Raw genomic sequence first — 24,728 nt, forward strand, 5'->3', positions numbered from 1 at the left:
GCCTCATCGCCGGCTTGCCGACGTTGAGGCCGTTACCGCTTTACTGGCCTTGCAACAGCCACTGCGGAATCCGCCGCTCCAGGTAATATGCCGGGTTGCGCAAGCTGCCATCGACAAAACCCACATGGCCACCCCGGTCATGCAGTTCGAAACGGGTCTGTGGTGCCAGCTCACGTGCCGTGGGCAGGCTGTGGTCTGAAACGAATGGATCATCGCTTGAATGGATGATGAGTGTCGGCGTGCGGTTGCCGCCCAGGAAGAAGTGGCTCGATGAGCGGCGATAGTAGTCGTTCGCGTCGCGAAAGCCGTTCAGTGGGGCGGTGACCTTGCCATCGAAGTCCCAGAATGTGCGCAACTTGTCCAGCGGCCCCAGCCGTTGCAGTGTCGCCAGCCGTTCATGCTGGCCATTGTCGTGAAAGTGCCGCTGCTTGAGTTTCACGTACGCCAGCATCTCGCGCATGAAATGCGCCTGGTACACCTTGGAGAAACCTTGGCCGATACGGTCGGCACAATGGTCAAGACGAAATGGCACCGACACCGCCACTGCGGCTTCCAGCTGGCTGGCGACGCCGCTTTCGCCCAGGTACTTGAGTAGCACATTGCCGCCCAGCGAATAGCCCACCGCATACAGCGGTGCCAGCGGGCGCTGGGCGCGCAGGTGGCTGACAATTTCTGCCAGGTCTTCGCTGGCACCGGAATGGTAGCTGCGCGGGAGCAGGTTGGGTTCGCCCGAACAACCGCGCCAGTTCGCCGCCACGCTGGCCCAGCCGCAGGCCTGCAGCGCTTGCTGCAAGCCTTTGACGTAAGGCGAGTGGGATGAGCCGGTCAACCCGTGCAGCACCAGTACCAGAGGAGTATGTGCATGGTGCGGGCCGTGCCAGTCCAGGTCGATGAAATCGCCATCGGCCAGCCACAGCCGCTCGCGGCTGCGTGGCAGGTCGGGCAGCTTGCGCCACAGTGGCCCCCACAGGGTTTGCAGGTGAGGGTTGGACAGACCGATGGCTGGGCGGAATGTGGCGCTCGAACTGGGCATGCTGGGCGACTCGTGGTGTGCCTGCCTAGAGTGCCATGAAATAGCGCCACTGTACCTGCGCTATTGGTCGGTAGGCGGCAGCGGCTGCTGCTCGGCCGCAGGGCCGACACTGACCAATACCTTGTGGTCGAGGTCCAGCCGGCGTTGCATGACCGAGCGGACATCTGCCGCAGAGGTTGCACTGATGCGCTCGATGTAGGTGTTCAGATGATCGGCGGGCTGGCGTTGATGGGTGACCCGGGTGAGCAATGCTGCCAGGCTCCGGTTTTGTGCAACGGCACGCAGCAGTTGCCCGGCCAGCTGCTTGCGGGCGAGCTGCAATTCCGCTTCGGTTGGCCCTTTGTCGATGAATTCGCGCAGCAGGGCCTCTACCAACGCTTGCGAGCCCTGGAGGTATCGGGGGGCGATTTCCCATTCAACGGCGAACAACCCACCCGCACTCAAGGGCTTTACCATGCTGTGGATGCCGTAGGTAAGGCCGCGACGTTGGCGTAATTCCATCATCAAGCGGGACTCCAGGCTTCCTGCAAGTACTTCGCTGGCCAGTATCAGGGGAAGAAACTCTGGGTCGTTGGCAGGCACATTCATGGGCAGTGCAAGCAGCGTGGCAACGCTTGCACCAGGTTGTTGGATGTTGATCGTTGCGCTGGTGACCGTGGGTACGGCAGGCAGTTCAGCAGCTGTCCAGCCCTGCGGCAGGGCCTGGCTGATCCGTTGAGCGATCGCTTGGGCTGTGCTCAAGGAAAGGTCACCCACCATGACTATTTCAAGGTTGCTGGCCGCATAGGCGCGTTTATGGAACTTGCGCAGGTCGTCGACAGTTACAGATTCCATTCCCTGTCGGGAGCTTCCCAGATAATTGCCATAAGGGTGGCCGTTGAACAAATAACGGAATGCTTCTGTGCGCGCCTTGACGCCAGGCTGCCGTTCTCGCGATGCGTTAAGGCGTTGTAGCTGCGGTTTTATGTTGTCCAGTGCAAGTGGCGGAAAAGCAGGATTTGCAGCGAGGTCGATGAACAGCTCCAGGGCCGCATCGAGTATTTTCTCGTTGCCAAGACTGCGCAAACTGAGCGTCGCATGCTCCAGGCCTATGTTTTTTTCCGTGATCGCGCCCAGGCATTCCAGATGCTCTGCATGTTGGCTCGCCGTATGCTGCTGGCTGCCTTCGTCAAGCATGTAGAACGTCAGGGCTGCCAAGCCGGACTGGTCGGTGTCCTGGCTGGTGCCAGCCTTGAACCGCAGTACCACGTCGACGATTGGCAGTCCGCGTGCCTCGATGAACTTCACGCCTGTGCCGGCCATCGTGGTCCAGGTCTGGACCGGTACGTGCAGGGTTTCGAACAGGTCCAGATCAAGCCCTTGGGTGGACAGCAAGCTGCTGCCGACGCTGCTGGCTACGGTTGGTTGTGGCGCAATCGAAATGGTGTCACGCATGAGCGTTCTCCTTGGCGTGCATGAAAGTCATGGCGGCTCGGGATTCGGTCAGGAAGTCATAGGCTGCCTGGCCCACCTGCTCGGCCGTCACGGCCTCTATGGCTTGTCGCTCGTCATCCAGGGCAACCGGGTCTAGCCCGCAAGCCGCCTGTTTGCCGATGGCACGCGCCTGTTTGTCGATGTCATCCCTTTCGAACTGTTGCCGGGCCAGCAGGCGTGCCTTGGCGCGCTCAAGGTCTTGCCTGGTGGGTGCCGCCTGGCGAAATGCACCGATCTCGAGCATCAATCGCTCGGCTGCGGCCTCCGGGGTGACGTGCGGGCTGCAAAATGCGTAAAGGGCAAGCATGCTGTCGCCGCGTTGCCAGGGCTCATAGGTCGCTCGCAGGCCCTGGAGGAGCGGCTCTTCCACCGCCAGCAGCCGTTTCAGCCTGCTGGCGTGGCCATCAGCAAGGATTTCGGGCAGTAACCGCAGCGCATAGGCTTGTGCATCCGACCCAGCGGTGCATTGGCTGGGCAGGTTGAAGCCGAGCACCGCGCCGGTATACAGGCCTGGCAGGCGCAGGGTCTGCTGGCGCATGCCTGGGTTTGGAAGGCCCATTGGTACCTGGCGCGGGGGAAGGCGATGGGCGGGTATGCCAGCAAAATGCCGGGTAACGAGTGTTTGCAGCTGCGGCAAGGTTATGTCGCCGGCGACCGCGAGTGTGGCGTTGTTGGGGTGGTACCAGGTCCGATACCAGGTTTGTGCCGCCGCCGGAGTTAAGTGCTCAAGATCGACTTTGTGGCCGATCACAGGCGTGCCATAACCGGCGTCGCCGTAGGTCAGCAAGTGGTGATGCTCCAGCGCAAGTGCCAGCGGGCTGTTCTCGACATTCGCACGCCGCTCGGCCATGACCACCGCCAGCTCCCTGGCAAATGGCGTATCGCTCAGGGTGGCGCTGGCCATGACATCGGCCATGGCCTCCAGGGCGATTTCCACGCGGCTGGCCGGCAATGTGAGTGGAAAAACAGTGGCGTCCGAGCCCGTGAATGCATTTGGCTCACCGCCCAGGCGGGTCATGAGCGTCGAATACTCGCCCGGCGCCAGTTTGCTGCTGCCTTCGAACAGCAAATGCTCCAGTGCGTGGGACAGACCGCTGTGGCCCTGCGGTTCATAACTGGACCCGACGTGATACCAAAGCTGCACGCTGACCAGCGGGGCGCGATGATCTTCGCGCAAGTAGATGCGCAAGCCATTGTCGAGGAGGAGGGATTGCACCGCGCTTGGTAGCGTGGGTGGGGAGGGGCGATCGGTCATGGTTGAAGTGCTCCTGCAAGAACGAAGGAGCAGCTTCAATGACAACGCAGGCGGGATGGCGGTATCTAATTAGCCAACCTGCGGCTTTTCGGTCAGCCCCGTTGCCAGAGCGCGTAGTACACCTGGCCGGTTTTCTTTTCACGGTGCAGGCGCCAGTTGCCAGGCAGTTGCAGGGTCGACGGCGCGGTTTCGCTTTCGGTGTAGACCCACGCTTGTTCGTGCAGCCACTGGTTCTGCTCCAGCAGGTTGCAGGTGTTGGCCAACAGGTCCTGGTGGAACGGCGGGTCGAGGAAGACCACGTCGAACTGCTGCTTGGCCGGGCCTTGCAGGTAGCGCAGCGCATCGGTCTGCAGGATTTGCCCGCGTGGGCAGCGCAGGATTTCGAGGTTGTTTTTCAGGTTGGCGATAGCCACCGGGTTGCTGTCCAGCGCCACGGCGTCTTCGGCCCCGCGGGACAGTGCTTCAAGTACCAGGGCGCCGCTGCCGGTGAAAGCGTCCAGCACGCGGGCGCCTTCGATGTAAGGGGCCAGCCAGTTGAACAGGGTTTCGCGCACGCGGTCGGGCGTTGGCCGCAGGCCTTCGCCATCCGGTACTGCCAGGCGGCGACTGCGCCATTCGCCGGCGATGATGCGCAGGTGGCCCTGGCCCTTGCTCTGGCCCGGTTGCGGGCGGGCGGGAGGGGTGGATCTAGGCATTAGTGCTCCGGTACCCCGAGCGATTGCTCGGAGGGTTTGTCGGTAGGTGCTGGCAGCGGTTTTTGTGGCACTTTCGGGCCTACGGTGACGATCACCAGTTTATCGGCTGACAGGTGTTTGTTCATGGCCGCCTTGACCTGCTCGACGGTGAGCGCCTGGGACTGTTGCATGAAGTCCTCCAGCCAGGTGAGCGGCAGGTTGTAGAAGCCAATGGCGCCCAACTGACCGACGATGTTGGCATTGCTGGCATTGGACAGCGGGAAGCTGCCGGCCAGTTCGCGTTTGGCATCGTCCAGTTCCTGCTGGGTGGGACCGGCCTTGAGGTAGTCGGCGAGAAGGTCCTGTACCAGCTTGAGCGTGCCTTCGCTGAGTTCGGCGCGTGTCTGCAAATTGATCATGAACGGGCCGCGTACCTGCATTGGGCTGAACGCCGAATATACGCCGTAGGTCAGGCCGCGCTTTTCTCGTACTTCGGTCATCAGCCGGGTGCCGAAAGCACCACCACCGAGAATCTGATTGCCAAGTGAGAGGGCTGGCCAGTCCGGGTCCTGGCGGTCGATACCGAGCTCGGCCAGCATCAGATGGGTCTGCTTGGACGGGAAGTCGATGTGAGTCAGGCCTGCCCTGGCTTCAGTGGGCTGGGCCGGGGCGCTCAGCGCCGGGCCCTTGGGCAGTCCGGCGGACACCTGGGCGGCAATGGCTTCGGCTTCGGCGCGGCTGAGGTCGCCGACCAGCGCGATGACCGCGTTGCCGCCGGTGTAGGCCTTGGCATGGAAGGCGCGCAGCTGTGCCAGGGTGATGCGGTTGATGCTGTCGGCGGTGCCGTCGCTCGGGTGGGCGTAGGGGTGGTCACCGTAAAGCTCGGCGAACAGGGCCTTGCCAGCGATCTTGCCGGGGTTCTGCTTGTCGTATTCGAAGCCGGCCAACATCTGGTTCTTGATGCGCTTGAGGGCCTCTTCCGGGAAGGTCGGTTTGCCAGCCACTTCGGTAAACAGCTTCAGCGCCGGTTCACGCTTGTCCTTGGCGCTGAGGCTGCGCAGCGAGGCTATGGCCATGTCGCGGTAGGAGCCGTTGCCAAAGTCTGCACCCAAGCCCTCGAAACCTTCGGCGATGGCGGTCACGTCCTTGCCGGCCACGCCTTCGTTGAGCATGGCGTTGGTCAGGGCCGCCAGGCCTGGCACGCCGCCATCCTGGCTGCTACCAGCAGCGAAGGTGACGCGCAGGTCGAACATGGGCAGCTCGCGGGCCTCGACGAACAGCACTCGGGCGCCTTCCGCGGTGTTCCAGTGCTGAATGTTCAACTGACGCCGGCTGGGTGCCTTGCCATCCAGCTCGGCCAGCGACTGCAAGGTGTTGGCCGGGCGTGCGGCATTGCCTTCGGCCTTGGTGACGTTGTCAGCCATGGCCGGTCCGGCCAGCACGGCCGCCAGCGCGAGGGCACGGATGCCGCTGGCCAGCAGGGTCGGGTAGGATGAGCGGCGGTCACTCATGAGCGGACTCCTCGGGCAGTACATGGGCAACGCTCAGGCGTTCGCGGGTGAAGTAGGTGCGCGCAGCGTTCTGGATGTCCTGCGGGGTAACGCGTTTGAGCTCGTCCAGTTCGCTGTCGATCAGCTTCCAGGACAGACCGACGGTTTCCAGCTGGCCAATGGTGGTGGCCTGGCTGCTGATGGAGTCACGGTCATAGACCAGGCCGGCAATGACCTGGGCGCGCACGCGCTCGACTTCCTCGGCGCTGGGTGGGGAGTTCTTGAGCTCATCCAGCAGTTGCCAGATGCCCTTTTCCACGTCCGCCAGGGATTTGTGCTTCTGTACGTTCGGTGTGGCCGAAATCAGGAAAAGGCTGTCGCCGCGGGTGAAGGCGTTGTAGCTGGACGAAGCACCGGCCACCAGCTCCTGACCACGCTCCAGGCGCGCCGGCATGCGGGCGCTGTAGCCGCCGTCGAGCAGCGCCGAGATCAGGCGCAGGGCGTGCACCGTGCGCGGGTCCTTGGCAGTGGCCAGGCCGGGGACATTGAAGCCGTAGATCAGGCTGGGTAGTTGGGTGCGTACGTGCAGGGTCAGCTGGCGCTGGCCGGGCTCGGCCAGTTCCAGGGGCAACTTGGCCGGCGGCACGGCACGCCTGGGGATGCTGCCGAAGTACTTCTGTGCCAGGTCCTTGACCTCGTCGACGGTGACGTCGCCCACGACGACCAGGGTGGCATTGTTGGGGGCGTACCAGGATTCATACCAGTGGCGCAGCTCTTCGACCTTCATGCGCTCGAGGTCGGCCATCCAGCCGATGGTCGGCGTGTGATAGCCGCTGGCCGGGTAGGCCATGGCGCGGAACAGCTCGAATGCCTTGGCGTTGGGCTGGTCATCGGTGCGCAGGCGGCGTTCTTCCTTGATCACCTCGATTTCGCGGCTGAACTCGTCGGCAGGCAGGCGCAGGCTGGCCAGGCGGTCGGCCTCCAGCTCCAGGGCCACCGGCAGGCGGTCGCGGGCCAGAACCTGGTAATAGGCGGTGTAGTCATCGCTGGTAAAGGCATTTTCCTCGGCACCGATGTCACGCAGGATGCGCGATGCCTCGCCAGGGCCGACCTTGGCGCTGCCTTTGAACATCATGTGTTCCAGCGCGTGGGACAGGCCGGTCTGGCCCGGGGTTTCGTAGCTGGAGCCAACCTTGTACCAGATCTGCGAGACCGCCACCGGGGCGCGATGGTCCTCGCGCACGACCACTTTAAGGCCGTTGTCGAGGATGAATTCGTGGGTGGGTTGCACATCGGCGGCGAAGGCTGCGAGCGGCAGGCACAGCGTGCCGAGCAACAGGCCTGCGGCGCGGCGGGCTAGAGCATTCATACAGTGTTCAACCTGTTCGGCGGCCCGCCGGTTTAGCGTCGGTGGGCCAGGAGGTGCTAGGATACTGATCCGGTTGCCTGGCGACCATGCCTGTCGCCGTTCTGGCCCACAGGACATCAAGACAAAACGTTGCGCATGAACCAGCCGGCTTCAAGATAGTCTGTTCTGCGTAGAGAGAATTCCCGATGCGCCGTAGCTGGCCCATCGCTACCCTGAGATAGCCGTCTTCCATGTTTGGTTCCAACGACGACAAAAAAGCACCGGCCGAGGCTGGTGAGAAGAAAGGCCTGTTCAGCTGGTTTCGCAAGAAGCCGCAGCAACCTGCGGAGGCTGGCTCGCCCGCGCACGAAACCCACGCCGTCGAGCAGCCTGCAGCCGCTCCGGTAGAGGCCCCTGTCGGCCAAGCGCCGCAGGCCGCAGAGCCCGTCCAGGCCCCTGCCGCGCCGGTGCTGGCCGAGCCGCAGCAGGCCGCCGAAGCAGCCCAGTCCCAAGTAGCCCACGCGCCGACACCCGAACCGGTGGCTTCCCAGCCATTGCAGGCCCCCGAGCCTGAGTCGGTCGCTTCCCAGCCACTGGTGGCGTCAACGCCGCAGCCGGTTGCTTCCGTACCCTTGCAGGCGGCTCCGGTCGAGACTGCTGCCGTGGTCGAACCTGCTGCGCCGGCCAGCAACCTGGTACTGCCGGTTGCTGAAGAACCTGTGGCTCTGGTGCCGGACCTGGAGCCAAAGGCTCCACCGGCCATCCCGGAACGCCCTGCACCAGACCCCGTCGCCCCTGTGGCTGTTGCCGCAGCGCCGGTCGAGCCGGCATCGGCACCTGCACCGGTCGAGCAGGCCAAGCCCGGCTTCTTCGCACGCCTCAAGCAGGGCCTGTCGAAGACCAGCGCCAGCATCGGCGAGGGCATGGCCAGCCTGTTCCTGGGCAAGAAAGTCATCGATGACGACCTGCTCGACGAAATCGAGACCCGCCTTTTGACCGCCGACGTCGGCGTGGAGGCGACCTCGACCATCGTCCAGAACCTGACCCAGAAGGTCGCCCGCAAACAGCTGGCCGACGCCGACGCCCTGTACAAATCGCTGCAGGAAGAACTGGCTGCGTTGCTGCGTCCCGTTGAACAGCCGCTGGTGGTACAGGCGCAGAACAAACCCTACGTGATTCTGGTGGTTGGGGTGAACGGCGCCGGCAAGACCACCACGATCGGCAAGCTGGCCAAGAAGCTGCAACTCAAAGGCAAGAAAGTGATGCTGGCCGCCGGTGATACCTTCCGTGCCGCGGCGGTCGAACAGTTGCAGGTATGGGGTGAGCGCAACCAGATCCCGGTGATCGCCCAGCACACCGGGGCCGACTCCGCCTCGGTGATCTTCGACGCCGTGCAGGCCGCCAAGGCCCGTGGCGTCGACGTGCTGATTGCCGATACCGCCGGCCGCCTGCATACCAAAGACAACCTGATGGAAGAGCTGAAGAAGGTCCGCCGGGTTATCGGCAAGCTCGATGCCGAAGCGCCGCACGAGGTGCTGCTGGTGCTGGATGCCGGTACCGGCCAGAACGCCATCAGCCAGGCCAAGTACTTCAACCAGAGCGTAGAACTGACCGGCCTGGCCCTGACCAAGCTGGATGGCACTGCCAAGGGCGGGGTGATCTTTGCCCTGGCCAAGCAGTTCAAGCTGCCGATTCGCTTTATCGGTGTTGGTGAAGGCATCGACGACCTGCGCACCTTCGAAGCCGAGCCGTTCGTCAAGGCTCTGTTCGCCGAGCGAGACTGACCATGATCCGATTCGAACAGGTTGCCAAGCGTTATCCCAATGGTCATGTCGGGTTGCATGAGCTGAGTTTCCGGGCGCGCCGGGGCGAATTCCTGTTCGTCACCGGCCACTCGGGGGCTGGCAAAAGTACCTTGCTGCGTCTGCTGCTGGCCATGGAACGCCCGACCAGCGGCAAGCTGATGCTGGCCGGGCAGGATCTGGGGCAGATCAGCAACGCACAGATCCCGTTCCTGCGCCGGCAGATTGGCGTGGTGTTCCAGAACCATCAGTTGTTGTTCGACCGCACGGTGTTCAACAACATCGCCTTGCCGCTGCAGATTCTCGGGTTGTCCAAGGCCGAGATTGCCAAGCGCGTGGACTCGGCCCTGGAACGCGTGTCGCTGGCCGACAAGGGCGAGCTGTTCCCGGCCGACCTGTCCACCGGGCAGCAACAGCGGGTGGGTATTGCCCGTGCCATCGTGCATCAGCCGGCCCTGCTGCTGGCCGACGAACCCACCGGTAACCTCGACCCGCGCCTGGCTGCGGAGATCATGGGCGTGTTCGAGGACATCAACCGCCTGGGCACCACGGTATTGATCGCCAGTCACGACCTGGCACTGATTGCGCGCATGCGCCACCGCATGCTGACCTTGCAGCGCGGCCGCTTGATCGGCGATGGGGAGGCCGGGCAATGAGCACTACACGTACGCCGAAGGTTTCCGAGCGGGTTGCGCCGAAACCGGCCGACCCGCAACCGGCGAAGAAAAAACACGGTGAAGACGACGACGGCCCGGATTTCCGCACGCTGTTGCATGCCTGGCTGGAAAGCCACCGTGCCAGCCTGGCCGACAGCCTGCGCCGTCTGGGCAAGCAGCCGATCGGCAGCTTCTTCACCTGCCTGGTGATGGCGGTAGCGCTGAGCATGCCCATGGGGTTGTCGCTACTGCTGAAGAACGTCGAAAAGCTCGGCGGCTCGTGGCAGCGCGCCGCGCAGATTTCGTTGTACCTCAAGCTTGATGCCGGCAGCCGCGAAGGCGAGGCGCTGCGCGATGAGATCAAGGGCATGCCCGGTGTGGCTGACGCGCTGTATGTCAGCCGCGAACAGGCGCTGGAGGAATTCCAGCAGCAGTCCGGCCTGGGCGAAGCCCTGCGTGAACTGCCCGACAACCCGCTGCCCGGCGTGGTCGTGGTGACCCCCACCGAGGTCGACAAACCGGCGCTGGAAGCCTTGCGTCAGCGCTTGTCCGAGCTGCCACGGGTTGAGGTGGCGCAGCTCGACCTGCTGTGGGTCGAGCGCCTGGCGGCGATCCTCAAGCTGGGTGACCGTTTTGTTTTCGGCCTGGCTGTGATGCTGATTTCTGCCTTGCTGTTAGTAATCGGTAACACAATTCGGCTACACATTGAAAACCGCCGCACCGAGATCGAAGTGATCAAGCTGGTCGGGGGCACCGACGCCTACGTGCGCCGGCCTTTCCTGTACATGGGGGCCCTGTATGGCCTGGGCGCGGGCGTGTTGGCGTGGGGTATCCTGGCGTTTGGCCTGAACTGGCTGAACGAGGCGGTAGTAGGGCTTTCCGGGCTGTACGGCAGTGACTTCGCCCTGGGTGGGGTGCCGGCGTCCGATGGTCTGTCGCTCTTGATCGGAGCCGTGCTGTTGGGGTATATCGGTGCATGGATTGCAGTCGCCCGCCACCTGAACGAGCTGGCGCCGCGATAGTTTTTAAGTGCCAGCATTGACAGATTCTTCACTATGGAACTTGTACCGTCGTTCCAGGTCAATGTTGGCAGCGCCCACAAGGTGCGAGTCTGGTAAGTCGGAGGTTCTTGAATGACCACATCGTTGCAACCTGCCTATGCCCTGGTACCCGGTGCAAACCTGGAAGCCTACGTGCACACGGTCAACAGCATTCCGCTGCTGACGGTCGAGCAGGAGCGTGATCTGGGCGAGCGTCTCTATTATGAGCAGGATGTCGAGGCCGCTCGCCAGATGGTGATGGCCCACCTGCGTTTCGTCGTACATATCGCCCGTAGCTACGCCGGCTACGGGCTGGCCCAGGCCGACCTGATCCAGGAAGGCAACGTCGGCCTGATGAAAGCCGTCAAGCGCTTCAACCCGGAAATGGGTGTGCGCCTGGTGTCCTTCGCCGTGCACTGGATCAAGGCGGAGATCCACGAATTCATCCTGCGCAACTGGCGCATCGTCAAGGTGGCCACCACCAAGGCCCAGCGCAAGCTGTTCTTCAACCTGCGCAGCCAGAAGAAGCGTCTGGCCTGGCTGAGCAACGACGAAGTGCACCGTGTGGCGGAAAGCCTGGGTGTCGAGCCGCGTGAAGTGCGCGAGATGGAAAGCCGCCTGAGCGGCCAGGACATGGCCTTCGACCCGGCAGCGGAAGCTGATGACGACAGCGCCTTCCAGTCGCCTGCGCACTACCTGGAAGACCACCGCTACGACCCGGCGATGCAGCTGGAAGATGCCGACTGGAGCGACAACTCCACCAGCAACCTGCACGAAGCGCTGCAAGGGCTGGACGAGCGTAGCCGCGACATTCTGTATCAGCGCTGGCTGGCGGAAGAGAAGGCCACGCTGCATGAGCTGGCGGACAAGTACAGTGTTTCGGCTGAGCGCATTCGCCAGTTGGAGAAGAATGCGATGAACAAGGTCAAGGCATTGATCGCCGCCTGATCCAGCGTTGATTGCACAGAAAGCCGCTGGCCCTGATCGGGTGAGCGGCTTTTTTATTGTGCTGGTTTCATCTGACTCGTTCGCGGATAAACCCGCGAAGGAGTCGGCACAACATTCAAAGCTTTCGAGATGAGTCGAGCTGCATCAGGTAACTGGGCCCACCCAGCTGGCTCATCTGCCGCCGGATCCACCCGGCGCGGCTGGCCACATAGGCGCTTGGCCGACTGGCACTCCACTTGATCGGGCTTGGCAGCACTGCCGCCAGCTGTGCGGCCTGCTGGCGGCTGAGCCGGCTGGCATCGACGCCAAAGTGGTAACGCGCCGCGGCCTGGGCGCCGAACACACCCTTGCCCCATTCGGCGCTGTTCAGGTAGACCTCGAGGATCCGTTCCTTCGACCAGAACAGCTCGATCAGTGCGGTGAACCAGGCCTCCAGCCCTTTGCGCAACCAGCTACGCCCGGACCACAGGAACAGGTTCTTGGCCACCTGCTGGGTCAGGGTGCTGGCTCCACGAAGGTTGCCGCCGCGCTCGTTGTAGGCCAGCGCCGCCTGGATGGCGGGAATGTCGAAGCCCCAGTGGTTGGCGAACTTCTGGTCCTCGCCAGCGATGACCGCGACCTTGAGCTCGTCGGAGATATTCTCCCAAGGCTCCCAGTCACGCTGCAGGTCGATTGGCTCGCCATTCACCCAGGATTGCACCTTGCGCTCGACCATCAGTGCCGTACCAGGTGGCGGCACCCAGCGGAACACCAGTACCAGCACGATGCTGCCGGCGGCGAACCAGAGCAGGGCGCGGGAGAGGCGGCGGAATAGGCTTGGCAGCATGGCGATGGCTTGGCCGTACGGATGGAAGGAGCCATTATACAGACCCGATCCGAGGAGTCGTCCCATGCTTCGCAGCTTCCTGATGCTTGCCGCCTTTTTCGGCTTTACCGGTGTCGCCCTGGGCGCTTTTGCTGCCCACGGCCTGAAAAGCCGGCTGACAGCCGACTACCTGGCGGTCTTCCAGACCGGTGTCACCTACCAGTTGGTGCATGCCTTGGCGATCTTTGGCGTCGCCGTGCTCTCGGTGCACCTGCCCGGGCGCTTGGTCGGCTGGGCGGGCGCGCTGTTTGCCCTGGGCATAGTGCTGTTCTCCGGTAGCCTGTACCTGTTGACCCTCAGCGGCCTGGGCAAGCTCGGCATGATCACTCCGCTCGGTGGCCTTTGCTTCCTGGCCGGCTGGTTGTGTCTGGGCCTGGCGGCCTGGCGCCTGGGCTGACCAAGTAGTCCACAATCGCGACTAATGGCGTGCACCGCCCTTGGGTTGCAGGGCGGTTCGGCGCTAGAATGCGGGCCCCAAAGCACAATGGTGGCCGTGCGCATGCGCATTCAATTGAACGGTGAACCTTACGAATTGCCAGCTGGCGAGTCGGTCGCAGCCCTCCTGGCCCGCCTGGAGCTGACCGGGCGTCGCGTCGCGGTGGAACTGAACCTGGATATCGTGCCGCGTAGCCAGCACGACAGCACGCTGCTGAACGATGGCGACCAGGTCGAGGTTGTCCACGCCATCGGTGGCGGCTGACCGCTGCCCGGCGGTTCACCTGAAGCCCTGCAACCTTTTCCCGAGGAACAACCATGAGCAACGTTCGTAGCGACAAGCCCTTCACTCTGGCCGGGCGTACCTTCCAGTCGCGCCTGCTGGTCGGTACCGGCAAATACCGTGACATGGAGGAGACCCGCCTGGCCATCGAGGCATCGGGTGCCGAGATCGTCACCGTTGCCGTGCGCCGTACCAACATCGGCCAGAACCCGGGCGAGCCGAACCTGCTCGATGTGTTGCCACCGGACCGCTATACCATCCTGCCGAACACTGCCGGCTGCTATGACGCGGTCGAGGCCGTGCGCACCTGCCGTCTGGCCCGCGAACTGCTGGATGGCCACAATCTGGTGAAGCTGGAAGTGCTGGCTGACCAGAAAACCCTGTTCCCCAACGTGATCGAAACCCTCAAGGCCGCCGAAGTGCTGGTCAAGGACGGTTTCGACGTGATGGTCTACACCAGCGACGACCCGATCATCGCCCGTCAGCTGGCCGAAGTCGGCTGCATCGCGGTCATGCCCTTGGCTGGCCTGATCGGTACCGGCCTGGGTATCTGCAACCCCTACAACCTGCAGATCATCCTGGAAGAGTCCAAGGTGCCGGTGTTGGTCGATGCCGGCGTGGGTACTGCTTCCGACGCCACCATTGCCATGGAAATGGGCTGCGAAGCGGTGCTGATGAACTCGGCCATTGCCCACGCGCAGCAGCCGGTACTGATGGCCGAGGCCATGAAGCACGCCATCGTCGCCGGCCGCATGGCCTACCTGGCCGGCCGTATGCCGAAGAAACTCTATGCCAGCGCCTCCTCGCCGCTGGAAGGTCTGATCAAGTAAGAGCCCCTGATGACTGAATCGCACGATACGCCGAGCACCCCTGACGGCGAAGCCCGCCCGCACCGCCGCATCAAGAGTTTCGTGATGCGCGCCGGGCGCATGACCGAAGGCCAGCAACGCGGCCTGGAGCAGGGTGGTCCGCTGTACATCCTGCCGCTGGCCGACAGTCCGGTGGATTACGACCAGGTATTCGGCCGCTCGGCGCCGCGCACCCTGGAGATCGGCTTCGGCATGGGCCATTCGCTGCTGGAAATGGCGGCTGCCGCGCCGGAGCAGGACTTCATCGGTGTGGAAGTGCACCGCCCGGGTGTTGGCGCGCTGCTGAACGGCGTGCTGACTCAGGGGTTGAAGAACCTGCGGGTGTATGACTGCGACGCCATCGAAGTGCTGAACCGCTGCGTGGCAGACAACAGCCTCGACCGCCTCATGCTGTTCTTCCCCGACCCATGGCACAAGGCTCGTCACCACAAGCGCCGCATCGTCCAGCTGGAGTTCGCCGAGCTGGTACGGCGCAAGCTCAAGCCGGGTGGCGTGTTCCACATGGCCACCGACTGGGAACCGTATGCCGAGTACATGCTGGAAGTGATGAGCGCGGCCCCGGGTTATCGCAACCGTGCGGCCGATGGCACCTACGTGCCGCGCCCTGAAGAACGCCCTATCACCAAGTTCGAACGCCGTGGCGAGCGGTTGGGGCATGGGGTTTGGGACTTGAAGTTCGAGAAGGTGGATTGATCGGCCGATATGGCCTTTCTATGTGAAAAAACCGCCCTGAGAAGGGCGGTTTTTTTTCGACAGGATTGAGCAACCCGGCTGACAGCCATGGCCTCGCGGGCATGGTCACGTTGCAACAAATGTAGGAGTGGGTTCATCCGCAATGCGGCGCGCGATGCCACTGTGTGGATTGGCTTAGCCCCGCCGATCGGCCACTACCCCAATCAGCACAAGCACCACCAGCAGCACCGGCGCCAGCGCATAGTTGTTGAACTGGCCCAGCCCTTTCACCACCCAGGGTGTGGCATAAATCAACGCCGCACCACTGCCGATCATCACCAGCAAGGCCATGAACGGCACGCGCAGGGCGCCGGCCAAACCGCCCAGGCGCTGTTCCACCCAGCCTTTGATATCGGTGCCGAACAGCACCAGCAGGCAGCCTACCAAGGCTAGCGAAATCTCCGACAGGTTGCTGCGGCTCCAGCGGGAAACCGTCGCGAGCAGATCAAGTACCAGATCCATGGGTCATCCTTAGCTCAAGAAATACTGCAGCAGGTCATTGAGGAACAACTGGCCCCGCGGCGTGGCCGCCAGTCGATCCGCTTCGACCTGTAAAAGGCCCTTTTGTTCGGCGGCGCGCCGCGCTTCGCGCAGCTGTTCCAGTGGCAACCCGGTGCGCTGGGTGAACAGTTCGGCTTCCACGCCATCGGTCAGACGCAGGGCATTCATCAGGAACTCGAACGGCAGTTCGTCGACCGGCAGCAGCTTTTCGCCGGCTTTGAACGGCTTGGCCAGGTTCAGGTAGTCCTTGGGCAGACGGGTCTTCCAGGTGCGCAGGATGCGCCCGTCGGCGAAGGTCAGTTTGCCGTGGGCACCGGCACCGATGCCGATGAAGTCGCCGAAGCGCCAGTAATTGAGGTTGTGCCGCGCGGCGCGGCCAGCCTGGGCATAGGCCGAGACCTCGTATTGGCGGAAGCCATGGCCGGCCATCAGCGCCTGGCCGGCTTCCTGGATGTCCCAGAGGATGTCGTCCTCGGGAAGCTCCGGTGGCTGGTTCCAGAACACCGTGTTCGGTTCCACGGTCAGCTGGTACCACGACAGATGCGTGGGCCCCAGGTCGATGGCCTGGCGCAGGTCGCCCAGCGCGTCGTCCAGCGACTGATCGGGCAGGCCGTGCATCAGGTCCATGTTGAAATTGTCGAAGCCGGCGGCACGCGCCATGCCGGCAGCGCGGACCGCTTCATCGCCATTGTGGATGCGCCCCAGCGCCTGCAGCTTGGCTGGCTGGAAGCTCTGCACACCGATCGACAGGCGGTTGATGCCGGTTTGCCGGTAGGCTTTGAACTTGTCCTGCTCGAACGTGCCCGGGTTAGCCTCCAGGGTGATTTCGATGTCCGGCGCAAACGCAATGCGTTGCTCCACGCCTCGCAGCAGACGGCCGAGGGCGTCGGCACTGAACAGGCTGGGCGTACCGCCGCCGAAGAAGATCGAGCTGATCGGCCGGCCTTGCACGGCGGCCAGTTCCTGGTCGAGGTCGCTCAGCAGGGCTGCAACATAGGCATCTTCTGGCAGATCAGGGCCGGCGGCATGGGAATTGAAGTCGCAGTAAGGGCATTTGCGTACGCACCACGGAATGTGGATGTACAGCGCCAGCGGCGGCAGGCTGGTGAAACCCGCCGCGCCGGGGGTGGACAGCGTGTCGATCATGCCAGGCCCAGACGTTGACGCAGCTGGGCCATGGCGCGCGCGCGGTGGCTGAGCTGGTTCTTGTCCGCAGGGGCCAGTTCGGCACTGGAGCAACCGCGCTCCGGTACCCAGAACAGCGGGTCGTAGCCAAAGCCGTGCTCGCCGCTGGCCTCGAACATGATGCGCCCGTGCCACAGGCCTTCGCACAGGATCGGCAGCGGGTCATCAGCATGGCGTACCAGTGCCAGCACGCAGACGAACTGCGCACCGCGCTCGGCTTCGGGTACATCCTTCAAGGCTTCGAGCAGCTTGGCGTTGTTCGCCGCGTCACCCTTGCCGTCGGCATAACGCGCCGAATAGATGCCCGGCGCCCCGCCGAGAAAATCCACTGCCAGGCCGGAATCGTCGGCCAGGGCGGGCAGGCCGGAAATGCGTGCGGCATTGCGCGCCTTGAGGATGGCGTTCTCGACGAACGACAGGCCGGTTTCTTCCGGCTCTACCTGGCTGAACTCGCCGATCGAGCGCAACTGCACCGATGCGCCAAGCATGGCCTGGAGTTCCTTGAGTTTGCCGGCGTTGTGGCTGGCCAATACGAGTTGCTGGAAATTCATCATTCGCCTGGGAACACTTCCTGGTTGAAGCTGAGGGAATTGCTGATGCCGCCGGTTTCGATGTTCAGGTCGAAGGTGACGGTCTCTGCCTGGTCGATCTTGAATTGGGCGATGTAGTACACCGCGCCTTGCTCGTTTATCTGCTTGAACGACAGCGGGCTGCTGCGCCCGGTCAGGTCCTTGACTGTGCCGCTGACCACCGCCATGGCGGGTTTGTTGGCCCTGAGCACGGCAATGTTGAGCACGCCCTGGTTCTTGCTGCGTACCAGCCCGGTGGCCGCAGCCACCTCCGGTGTCAGCATGCTTGAGGTAAACGCGCTGTAGTGCACCGTCACGTCGCCAAACACTTCCTTGCGCTCGGGGCGGGCTGCATCGGCAGCCAGTACCGGCAGGGCCAGGCACAGGCTGATCAGGAACAGGGCTAGGCGACGCATGGGGTGGTTCCTCCGCTGGGCGTCAGACAGCGAGCTGGTGCTCTTGCAGGCCTGGGCTGCTGACGCGGTAGATACCGATCTCACCTAGAAGATTAGGCCAAAGCCGGCCACCCCACCCATTACGGTGCAAGTGGTCGACAGCCAGGCGGTCAAGCACCCTGGCCTTGCGCTCGTGCACCAGCTCCTCGAAATCGGCAAAGGTGCAGAAGTGGATGTTCGGCGTGTTGTACCAGGTGTACGGCATGAAGTCCGACACTGGCATGCGGCCTTTGGTTGCCAGGTACCAGCGGCAGCGCCAGTGGCCGAAATTGGGGAAGGTGATGATGCACTGGCGACCCACGCGCAGCATCTCGTCGAGGATGCGGTCGGGATACTCCACGGCCTGCAGGGCCTGAGTCATGATCACCACGTCGAAACTGTTGCTGGCGAAGTTGCCCAGCCCTTGGTCCAGGTCCTGCTCGATTACGTTGACGCCCTTGGCCACGCAGGCGGCGATATTGTCGGCGTCGATCTCCAGGCCGTAACCGGTGACCTGCTTGCGGTCACGCAGCGAGGCCAGCAGCTCGCCATTGCCGCAGCCCAGGTCGAGTACCCGGCTGCCGGCGGGGATCCAGTCGTGGATGATTTCCAGATCGGCTCTCATGCTGTCCTCAGATGGCAATGCGGTTCATGTAGTTCGCGAAACCCTGCATGTAGCGACGCGTGGGGATCAGGAAGGCATCGTGGCCATAGGGCGAGTCGATCTCCAGGTAGCAGACGTTCTTGCGTGCGGCCATCAGGGCATTGACGATTTCGCGCGAGCGGGCCGGGGAGAAGCGCCAGTCGGTGGTGAACGACATGATGCAGTAGTCCGCCTTGACGTGGGCCAGGGTGGCCGCCAGGTCGCCACCATGGGCAGCGGCCGGGTCGAAGTAGTCCAGCGCCTTGGTCATCAGCAGGTAGGTGTTGGCATCGAAACGGCCGGAGAACTCCTCGCCCTGGTAGCGCAAGTAGCTTTCGACCTGGAATTCGACGCTATGGAAGTCGTAGTTGAGCTTGTCGCTCTTAAGCTCACGGCCGAATTTTTCGCCCATCGAGTCGTCGGACAGGTAGGTGATGTGGCCGACCATGCGCGCCAGCATCAGGCCACGCTTGGGGATCACGCCCTGGTCCTGGAACGAACCGCCGTGGAATTCGGGGTCGGTGAGGATGGCCTGGCGTGCCACTTCGTTGAATGCGATGTTCTGTGCCGACAGCTTGGGCGCCGAGGCGATATCGACACAATGGCGCACGCGCTCGGGGTAGCTGATGGTCCACTGCAGCGCCTGCATGCCGCCCAGGCTGCCGCCGACCACGGCAGCCCATTGCTGGATGCCCAGGCGGTCGGCCAGGCGCACCTGGCTATGTACCCAGTCTTCCACGGTCAGCACCGGGAAGTCGGCGCCATAGGGCTTGCCGGTGGCCGGGTTGATGCTGCTGGGGCCGGTACTGCCATTGCAGCCGCCCAGGTTGTTCAGGCTGACCACGAAGAAGCGGTTGGTGTCGATCGGCTTGCCGGGGCCGATGCAGCTGTCCCACCACCCCGGCTTGCGGTCGGTGGCGGCATGGTAGCCAGCGGCATGGTGGTGGCCGGACAGGGCATGGCAGATCAGCACGGCGTTGCTGGCGCTGGCGTTGAGGGTGCCATAGGTTTCGTAGACCAGTTCGTAACTGGCCAGCGAGCGGCCACAGGCCAGGGCCAGCGGTTCATCGAACCGGGCTGTTTGCGGTACTACCAGACCGACGGAATCTTCGGGAAAGACAGTGGACATCGACCCTGCTCACGCTTGACGGAGGCGTCAGTCTAAAGAGCGCTACCCCCAGCGGCAAGCAGAGGCTTGCCGCTGGAAGCAACCAGGGCCGGGTGCGGCTCAGATCATCCGCCACAGCTCTTGTGGCATGCCGGCGTAGGCGGCCAGCGGCGGCATGACGAACGACTGGATCACCTGGATCGCGAGGAAGGCGAAGATTGGCGAGATGTCCATGCCGCCCAGGTTGGGCACGATGCGGCGGAACGGTGCCAGCACCGGTTCGCTGATCTGGTAGGCCAACTCGGCAGCCGGGTTGTGGCTGTTGGGGGCTACCCAGGAAACGATCACCATGACGATCATCGCCACCCAGAAAATCTTCAGGAACAGCGAGGTGATCCCGATGATTGCCCACATCAGCAGGTGCAGGATGTCACCGAACGTGCCGTAGGTGACCATCAGCACGAAACCCATCAACAGCGCCTGGATGACCACCGACAGCAGCAGCGACGAAGTGTCCAGCCCGCCGACACTGGGGATGACCCGGCGAATCGGCTTGAGCAGCGGCTGGGTGGCACGTACCGCGAACTGGCAAAGCGGGTTGTAGAAATTGGCCTTCACCAACTGCAACACGAAGCGCAGCAGGACGATCACCAGGTACAGGCTGACCAGGGTTTGCACCACGAAGATCGCGGCGCCGGACAGTGCATTCATCTGGAACTCCTTATTTGCCCAGTTGTTCGGCCAGCTCCGCAGAGCGCGTGGCTGCGGCTTGCAGGGCTTGTTCGACGATGGCTTCGAAACCGCTGGCCTGGAACGATTTGATCGCCGCTTCGGTGGTACCGGCGGGCGAGGTGACACGGCGGCGCAGTTCGGCGGCATCGACATCGCTGGCGACTGCCATGTGCGCGGCGCCCAAGGCCGTCTGCAAGGTCAGCTGAGAAGCCGTTTCGCGTGGCAGCCCGAGCTTTTCGCCTGCTGCGGTCATGGCCTCGATCAGCAGGAAGAAGTAAGCCGGGCCGCTGCCGGAGACAGCTGTCACGGCGTCCAGTTGCTGTTCCTGCTGCAGCCACAGGGCGGTGCCAACGGCCGACAGCAGTTGCTCGGCCTGCTGGCGCTGCTCGGCGGAAACCTCTGCGGTGGCGTACAGGCCGCTCACGCCTTGGCGCAGCAGTGCAGGGGTGTTGGGCATGCAGCGTACCAGCGGGCGAGCGCCAACCCAGCTCTGCAGGCTGGCGCAGGTGATGCCGGCGGCGATGGAAACGATCAGCTGGCCATCCTGCAGGTGCGGTTGCAGCGTCTGACACACGGCTTTCATGACCTGCGGCTTGATCGCCAGCACGATCACGTCGGCGCCGTCGATGGCCTCGGCATTGTTCTCGAAGGTTTCGATGCCGTGTTCGGCCTGGATGCGGTTGCGGGTCTCGGCGCCCGGGTCGCTGGCGCGGATCTGCGAGGCGTCCAGGCCCTGGGCACGCAGACCACCGATCAGGCTGGCGGCCATGTTGCCGGCGCCGATAAAGGCAATACGTGTCTTGCTCATGTCAGGTCCTTGTTGGAAAGAGTGAGTAAAGCATGGGATCAGGCGTGGCCGCCGTAATCGCGGGCACCGAACAGGGCAGTACCGATACGCACCCACGTCGCGCCCTGGGCAATGGCTGCTTCCAGGTCGTGGCTCATGCCCATGGACAGGGTATCCAGGCCGAGGCCCAGGGCTTCCTGCAACTGGCGCAGGGTGGCAAAGGCGGCCTCCTGGGCGGCGCGGTCATCGGTGGGTTCGGGAATGGCCATCAGCCCGCGCAGCCGCAGGTTGGGCAACGCGGCTACCGCGTTGGCCAGGGCCGGAAGGTCAGCCGGTGCACAGCCGGATTTGCTGTCTTCGCCGCTGACGTTCACCTGCAGGCAGATATTCAGCGGTGCCAGCCCGGCAGGGCGCTGTTCCGACAGGCGTTGGGCGATCTTCAGGCGGTCCACGGAATGTACCCAGTCGAAATGCTCGGCGATGGCTTTGGTCTTGTTCGACTGAATGGGGCCGATGAAGTGCCAGATCAAGGGCAAGTCGCTGAGTGCCTGCTGCTTGGTCAGCGCTTCTTGTAGGTAATTTTCACCAACATCACGCACGCCGGCGGCGTGGATTTCGCGGATGGCGCTGGCGGGCTTGGTCTTGCTCACGGCCAGCAGCTGGACGCTGGCCGGATCACGCCCGGCAGCCTGGGCAGCCCTGGCGATACGGGCGGAAATAGCGGAAAGGTTGTCTGCTAGGGTGGACATGGACTGGTGCCGGCGGCTTTAGGGTTTGCGGCATTCTACCGACTTGCAAGCCTTTGGGGAGTCTCATGGAAGTGACCGACCTGTTGGCCCAGGCCGTGGACGCGGGGGCTTCCGACCTGCACCTGGCAGCGGGCCAGATACCGATGTTGCGCCTGGATGGCGAGTTGCACTGCATGGCCATGCCGCCCTTGGCTGCGGCCGCCTTGATCGAAGGCATGGCGGCCATGCTGGACAAGGGCCAGCAACGGCGGTGGGCCCAGGGAGATGATCTGGACCTGGCGCTGGAACTGCCCGCGCTGGGGCGCTTTCGGCTGAACCTGTATCGCCAGTTGAATGGCTTGGCAGTCACCTTTCGCCTGATCCCGGGGCGCATCGCCACGCTCGATGAACTCGAGCTGGCGGATGTGTTTCAAGCTGTTGCTCGGTGCCAGGACGGCCTGATCCTGGTAGGAGGGCCAACCGGCAGCGGCAAGTCCAGCACTCTGGCGACTCTGCTCGACCAGTTGAACCGGAGCCGGGCGCTACACATCATCACGCTTGAAGACCCGGTCGAAGTCATCCACAGCAGCCAGCGCAGCCTGGTCACCCAGCGCGAGGTCGGCCGCCATTGCAAAGGTTATGCACAGGGGCTGCGCAGTGCGCTGCGCCAGGACCCGGACGTGATCATGATCGGCGAACTGCGCGACCTGGAAACCATCCGCCTGGCGTTGCGTGCAGCCGAGACCGGCCACTTGGTCCTGGCAACCGTGCACACCCGCTCGGCGGCCAACAGCATCGACCGCCTGGTGGAGGTGTTTGCGGCCGGAGAGAGGGCGCTGGTGCGGGCGATGCTGGCTGATGCACTGCGTCTTGTAGTGGCGCAGGTGCTGGTCAGCCGTGTGGGTGGAGGACGAGTTGCTGCACGGGAGGTGCTGGTGGCAACGCCGGCGGTGCGCAATCTGGTGCGCGAAGGGCGGATGGCGCAGTTGTGTTCGGTGATGCAGGCGGGTGGTGCAGAGGGGATGCGGACGATGGAGGGGGCGTTGCGGCAGTTGGGGGAGAGGGGGGTGATTCGCGATTCGTAGTGCTGGTGGCGACCCTTTCGACGCGTTAACCCGTTCCCGCAGATACAGCGCTGCACGCGAGAGCGACGCTGTATCCGTGGGAGCGGGAGAGGCCTGGTACCTATTAGCGCTTGGCCAGGTTCAGTTGTTGCTGCTCTTTCGGCAGCACCCGTTTGGCCACTACATAATGCTTCTGCCAGTAAGGTTTGCTCAGGGTGTCGATGCTCACCCGTTTGCCACGGCGCGGGGCATGGATGAAGCGGTCATTGCCCAGGTAGATGGCAACGTGATTCACCCGACGGCTCTTGATATTGAAGAAGATAAGATCACCAGGCTTCAGGTCTCCCTTGGCCACCTTGACCCCGTGGCCTCGTGCCATGGCGTTTGAGGTGCGTGGCAGGTCGACATCGGCGACATCATTGAAGGCGTACTTGACCAGGCCGCTGCAGTCGAAGCCCTTCTTCGGGCTGCTGCCCCCCCAGACATAAGGCGTGCCGAGCACATTCACCGCACGGCTGAGCACATCGCTGCTCTGCTTCGGCGACATGGCAATGGCCGGCACGCTGCGGCTGCTGCCGGCTGCATTATTTGGTCGGGTACGCAGCGCGGTCTGCTTGACCGGCGTGTGTCTCACCGAGGCATTGGTGGTGTAGCCGGTGAAACCATTGGGGAGACGTTGCTCACGATTGGTGGCGTGGGCGGCCAGGGGCAATAATAGGCAGAGGGTCAGCCATGTCTTGAGTAAAGGCGGCATAGATGAAGCTCTTATGAATAGTTGTGTGTTGGGCGCGCAACTTTATAACAGCTTTTTGATCAATCTTTGATCCGTTGGTCGACTGTCCGGGTGCCGTACGTCGGCCTGCAACGAAAAAGTCACATTTTTTTTGAAATTTTTTTGGATAACCCGCAGGAGCTACGAATGAACAGTTATCAACAGGGAGCGCAGTTCCACGATACCCACAGCAAGACCATTGGCTACCTGTTGTGGATTTTCGGCTTCACCGGGTCGCATCGCTTCTACTACGGCAAGCCCGTTACCGGCACCATCTGGTTCCTGACCCTGGGCCTGCTGGGCATCGGCTGGCTGATCGACCTTTTTCTGATCCCGTCCATGGACCGTGAAGCCGACTTGAGGTTCGAGTCCGGGCGCATCGACTACAACATCGCCTGGGTTCTGCTGACCTTCCTCGGGGTGTTCGGCCTGCACCGGTTGTACCAAGGCAAGTGGGTGACCGCGATCATCTACTTCTTCACCGGCGGGCTTTGCCTGGTGGGGGTGCTGTACGATTTCTGGACGTTGAACAGCCAGGTGTCCGAGCGCAACGCGGGCCGGGCCTGAGGGGCTTGGGGGCGCAAAGCGCCCCCATTTGCAGGCTACTGGCGGGTTTGCCGTTGTTGCAGCAACAGGTTGCTGAAACCAGCCCCGGCCAGCTGCTTTTGCGCCCCGGTCAGTTGCTCGCGGTTGCTGAACGGGCCGACCATGACGCGGTACCAGGTTTCGTCCTTGACCGTGCCTGACTCCACCTTTACCGCCTGGCCCAGCAGGATGATCTGCGCACGGACCTTGTCGGCGTCAGCCTGCTTGCGGAACGAGCCGGCCTGCAGGAAGAACTGGGTGGTTGCCGCCGGCTTGATCACTGGTGGTGCCGGTGGCGGAGTCTGGCCCATCAACGCCGCCTGAGCTCGCGCCGTGTCGATCTTTGCCGCTTCGGCGGGGGTCACCGGTGTCACCGGCTGGGCCGGGACGGGCGGTGTTTTCTCAGGTACGGCTTCCGGCGGCACGATCACCTCCGTCTCCGGCAGCAGGGTATAGAAGTCATACTTCGGCTTCACCGGCTGCTGCGGCGTGGCCTGTGCCGTCCTGCCGGCCTCGGCCACCTTCTCTGGTTTCTGCTGCTCGGGCTTGGCCCGCTTGATGTCTTCGCCACCAGGCTCGAGCTTCATCAGGAACACGATGAACGCGCCTACGGTCAGGCCGACCGCCAGCCATACCCAGCCGGGAATCGGCTGCTTGGCCGGCGCCGTCTGGCGGCTGGCGCCGCGTTTTGGGGCAGGTTTTTTCTTGGCAGCCAAC

28 protein-coding genes are annotated in these 24,728 nt (G+C 63.4%); 10 read left to right on the forward strand and 18 right to left on the reverse strand.

Translation table 11 applies throughout. The annotated features are described in order from the left end of the window. Positions 1–40: 40 nt before the first annotated feature. The 6 genes from B4L76_RS11825 to B4L76_RS11850 all read right to left on the reverse strand — a co-directional run bounded on the left by B4L76_RS11825 (position 41) and on the right by B4L76_RS11850 (position 7,294). Positions 41–1,033: a hydrolase gene (locus tag B4L76_RS11825; RefSeq protein WP_296232673.1), complete on the reverse strand. Its 993-nt coding sequence runs from the start codon at positions 1,031–1,033 to the stop codon at positions 41–43. 60 nt (positions 1,034–1,093) lie between these two features. Next, positions 1,094–2,467, reverse strand: a complete 1,374-nt coding sequence (locus tag B4L76_RS11830) for a M16 family metallopeptidase (RefSeq protein ID WP_296232675.1) — start codon at positions 2,465–2,467, stop codon at positions 1,094–1,096. Next, positions 2,460–3,761: a M16 family metallopeptidase gene (locus tag B4L76_RS11835; RefSeq protein WP_296232817.1), complete on the reverse strand. Its 1,302-nt coding sequence runs from the start codon at positions 3,759–3,761 to the stop codon at positions 2,460–2,462. Before B4L76_RS11835 ends, B4L76_RS11830 begins: the two co-directional genes overlap by 8 nt. Before the next feature lie 92 nt (positions 3,762–3,853). After that, complete coding sequence (gene rsmD / locus B4L76_RS11840) at positions 3,854–4,456, reverse strand: 16S rRNA (guanine(966)-N(2))-methyltransferase RsmD (RefSeq protein ID WP_296232676.1); 603 nt, start codon at positions 4,454–4,456, stop codon at positions 3,854–3,856. After that, on the reverse strand, positions 4,456–5,946 hold the full coding sequence (locus B4L76_RS11845) for a M16 family metallopeptidase (RefSeq protein ID WP_296232679.1): 1,491 nt from the start codon (positions 5,944–5,946) through the stop codon (positions 4,456–4,458). Before B4L76_RS11845 ends, rsmD begins: the two co-directional genes overlap by 1 nt. Next, positions 5,939–7,294 (reverse strand): M16 family metallopeptidase, encoded by a 1,356-nt coding sequence (locus B4L76_RS11850; RefSeq protein WP_296232681.1) that lies wholly within the window; start codon positions 7,292–7,294, stop codon positions 5,939–5,941. Before B4L76_RS11850 ends, B4L76_RS11845 begins: the two co-directional genes overlap by 8 nt. A gap of 230 nt (positions 7,295–7,524) precedes the next feature. On the opposite strand from B4L76_RS11850, the gene ftsY reads away from it, so the two are divergent. From ftsY to rpoH, 4 genes are all read left to right on the forward strand, one after another. Beyond that, positions 7,525–9,057 (forward strand): signal recognition particle-docking protein FtsY, encoded by a 1,533-nt coding sequence (gene ftsY / locus B4L76_RS11855; protein ID WP_296232682.1) that lies wholly within the window; start codon positions 7,525–7,527, stop codon positions 9,055–9,057. Between the two features lie 2 nt (positions 9,058–9,059). Then, positions 9,060–9,731 (forward strand): cell division ATP-binding protein FtsE, encoded by a 672-nt coding sequence (gene ftsE / locus B4L76_RS11860; protein WP_009684915.1) that lies wholly within the window; start codon positions 9,060–9,062, stop codon positions 9,729–9,731. Continuing rightward, entirely contained in the window at positions 9,728–10,753 is a 1,026-nt protein-coding gene (ftsX, locus tag B4L76_RS11865; RefSeq protein WP_296232683.1) for a permease-like cell division protein FtsX, read from the forward strand. The genes ftsE and ftsX overlap by 4 nt, the downstream gene beginning before the upstream one ends. 111 nt (positions 10,754–10,864) lie before the next feature. Continuing rightward, positions 10,865–11,719, forward strand: coding sequence for an RNA polymerase sigma factor RpoH (gene rpoH / locus B4L76_RS11870; protein WP_170033417.1), 855 nt, complete (start codon positions 10,865–10,867; stop codon positions 11,717–11,719). 115 nt (positions 11,720–11,834) lie between these two features. Here rpoH and mtgA read toward each other — a convergent pair whose 3' ends face one another. Then, positions 11,835–12,545, reverse strand: coding sequence for a monofunctional biosynthetic peptidoglycan transglycosylase (mtgA, locus tag B4L76_RS11875; protein ID WP_296232685.1), 711 nt, complete (start codon positions 12,543–12,545; stop codon positions 11,835–11,837). Between the two features lie 64 nt (positions 12,546–12,609). On the opposite strand from mtgA, the gene B4L76_RS11880 reads away from it, so the two are divergent. From B4L76_RS11880 to trmB, 4 genes are all read left to right on the forward strand, one after another. Then, positions 12,610–12,981: a DUF423 domain-containing protein gene (locus B4L76_RS11880; protein WP_296232687.1), complete on the forward strand. Its 372-nt coding sequence runs from the start codon at positions 12,610–12,612 to the stop codon at positions 12,979–12,981. A 102-nt stretch (positions 12,982–13,083) separates the two neighbouring features. Next, positions 13,084–13,284 carry a sulfur carrier protein ThiS gene (thiS, locus tag B4L76_RS11885; RefSeq protein WP_003257817.1) on the forward strand — a complete coding sequence of 67 codons (201 nt, stop codon included), beginning with the start codon at positions 13,084–13,086 and terminating at the stop codon, positions 13,282–13,284. A gap of 53 nt (positions 13,285–13,337) precedes the next feature. Continuing rightward, a complete protein-coding gene (locus tag B4L76_RS11890; protein WP_296232691.1) occupies positions 13,338–14,132 on the forward strand; it encodes a thiazole synthase in 795 nt (264 codons plus the stop codon). Positions 14,133–14,141: 9 nt separating this feature from the next. Beyond that, positions 14,142–14,864, forward strand: coding sequence for a tRNA (guanosine(46)-N7)-methyltransferase TrmB (gene trmB / locus B4L76_RS11895; RefSeq protein ID WP_170033409.1), 723 nt, complete (start codon positions 14,142–14,144; stop codon positions 14,862–14,864). A 174-nt stretch (positions 14,865–15,038) separates the two neighbouring features. Here the strand turns inward: trmB and B4L76_RS11900 are convergent, their stop codons facing one another. From B4L76_RS11900 to B4L76_RS11940, 9 genes are all read right to left on the reverse strand, one after another. Next, a complete protein-coding gene (locus B4L76_RS11900; RefSeq protein ID WP_023378203.1) occupies positions 15,039–15,365 on the reverse strand; it encodes a DUF3392 family protein in 327 nt (108 codons plus the stop codon). A 9-nt stretch (positions 15,366–15,374) separates the two neighbouring features. Further along, entirely contained in the window at positions 15,375–16,550 is a 1,176-nt protein-coding gene (hemW, locus tag B4L76_RS11905; protein ID WP_296232693.1) for a radical SAM family heme chaperone HemW, read from the reverse strand. Then, the gene (rdgB, locus tag B4L76_RS11910) at positions 16,547–17,143 is read right to left on the reverse strand and encodes an RdgB/HAM1 family non-canonical purine NTP pyrophosphatase (RefSeq protein WP_296232695.1); all 597 of its coding nucleotides are present in this window, start codon (positions 17,141–17,143) and stop codon (positions 16,547–16,549) included. Before rdgB ends, hemW begins: the two co-directional genes overlap by 4 nt. Further along, the gene (locus B4L76_RS11915; protein ID WP_296232697.1) at positions 17,140–17,574 is read right to left on the reverse strand and encodes a DUF4426 domain-containing protein; all 435 of its coding nucleotides are present in this window, start codon (positions 17,572–17,574) and stop codon (positions 17,140–17,142) included. Before B4L76_RS11915 ends, rdgB begins: the two co-directional genes overlap by 4 nt. Before the next feature lie 22 nt (positions 17,575–17,596). Further along, the gene (gene metW, locus B4L76_RS11920; RefSeq protein WP_296232699.1) at positions 17,597–18,217 is read right to left on the reverse strand and encodes a methionine biosynthesis protein MetW; all 621 of its coding nucleotides are present in this window, start codon (positions 18,215–18,217) and stop codon (positions 17,597–17,599) included. Positions 18,218–18,224: 7 nt separating this feature from the next. After that, positions 18,225–19,364 (reverse strand): homoserine O-succinyltransferase MetX, encoded by a 1,140-nt coding sequence (gene metX, locus B4L76_RS11925; protein ID WP_296232700.1) that lies wholly within the window; start codon positions 19,362–19,364, stop codon positions 18,225–18,227. Positions 19,365–19,463: 99 nt separating this feature from the next. Beyond that, positions 19,464–20,054: a YggT family protein gene (locus B4L76_RS11930; protein WP_114168978.1), complete on the reverse strand. Its 591-nt coding sequence runs from the start codon at positions 20,052–20,054 to the stop codon at positions 19,464–19,466. A 10-nt stretch (positions 20,055–20,064) separates the two neighbouring features. Beyond that, positions 20,065–20,883, reverse strand: a complete 819-nt coding sequence (gene proC, locus B4L76_RS11935) for a pyrroline-5-carboxylate reductase (RefSeq protein WP_296232703.1) — start codon at positions 20,881–20,883, stop codon at positions 20,065–20,067. A 38-nt stretch (positions 20,884–20,921) separates the two neighbouring features. Further along, the gene (locus B4L76_RS11940; protein ID WP_296232704.1) at positions 20,922–21,611 is read right to left on the reverse strand and encodes a YggS family pyridoxal phosphate-dependent enzyme; all 690 of its coding nucleotides are present in this window, start codon (positions 21,609–21,611) and stop codon (positions 20,922–20,924) included. A 65-nt stretch (positions 21,612–21,676) separates the two neighbouring features. On the opposite strand from B4L76_RS11940, the gene B4L76_RS11945 reads away from it, so the two are divergent. Beyond that, the gene (locus B4L76_RS11945) at positions 21,677–22,675 is read left to right on the forward strand and encodes a type IV pilus twitching motility protein PilT (protein WP_296232705.1); all 999 of its coding nucleotides are present in this window, start codon (positions 21,677–21,679) and stop codon (positions 22,673–22,675) included. Positions 22,676–22,778: 103 nt separating this feature from the next. Here the strand turns inward: B4L76_RS11945 and B4L76_RS11950 are convergent, their stop codons facing one another. Beyond that, the gene (locus tag B4L76_RS11950; RefSeq protein ID WP_296232706.1) at positions 22,779–23,408 is read right to left on the reverse strand and encodes a C40 family peptidase; all 630 of its coding nucleotides are present in this window, start codon (positions 23,406–23,408) and stop codon (positions 22,779–22,781) included. Positions 23,409–23,573: 165 nt separating this feature from the next. On the opposite strand from B4L76_RS11950, the gene B4L76_RS11955 reads away from it, so the two are divergent. Further along, positions 23,574–23,993, forward strand: coding sequence for an NINE protein (locus B4L76_RS11955; RefSeq protein WP_296232707.1), 420 nt, complete (start codon positions 23,574–23,576; stop codon positions 23,991–23,993). A gap of 35 nt (positions 23,994–24,028) precedes the next feature. Here B4L76_RS11955 and B4L76_RS11960 read toward each other — a convergent pair whose 3' ends face one another. Then, on the reverse strand, positions 24,029–24,727 hold the full coding sequence (locus B4L76_RS11960; protein ID WP_296232709.1) for an SPOR domain-containing protein: 699 nt from the start codon (positions 24,725–24,727) through the stop codon (positions 24,029–24,031). Between the last annotated feature and the right edge of the window lies 1 nt (position 24,728).

Origin of the sequence: Pseudomonas sp. UBA4617 (assembly GCF_002386445.1) — a bacterium.
In the GTDB taxonomy this organism is placed as follows: domain Bacteria; phylum Pseudomonadota; class Gammaproteobacteria; order Pseudomonadales; family Pseudomonadaceae; genus Aquipseudomonas.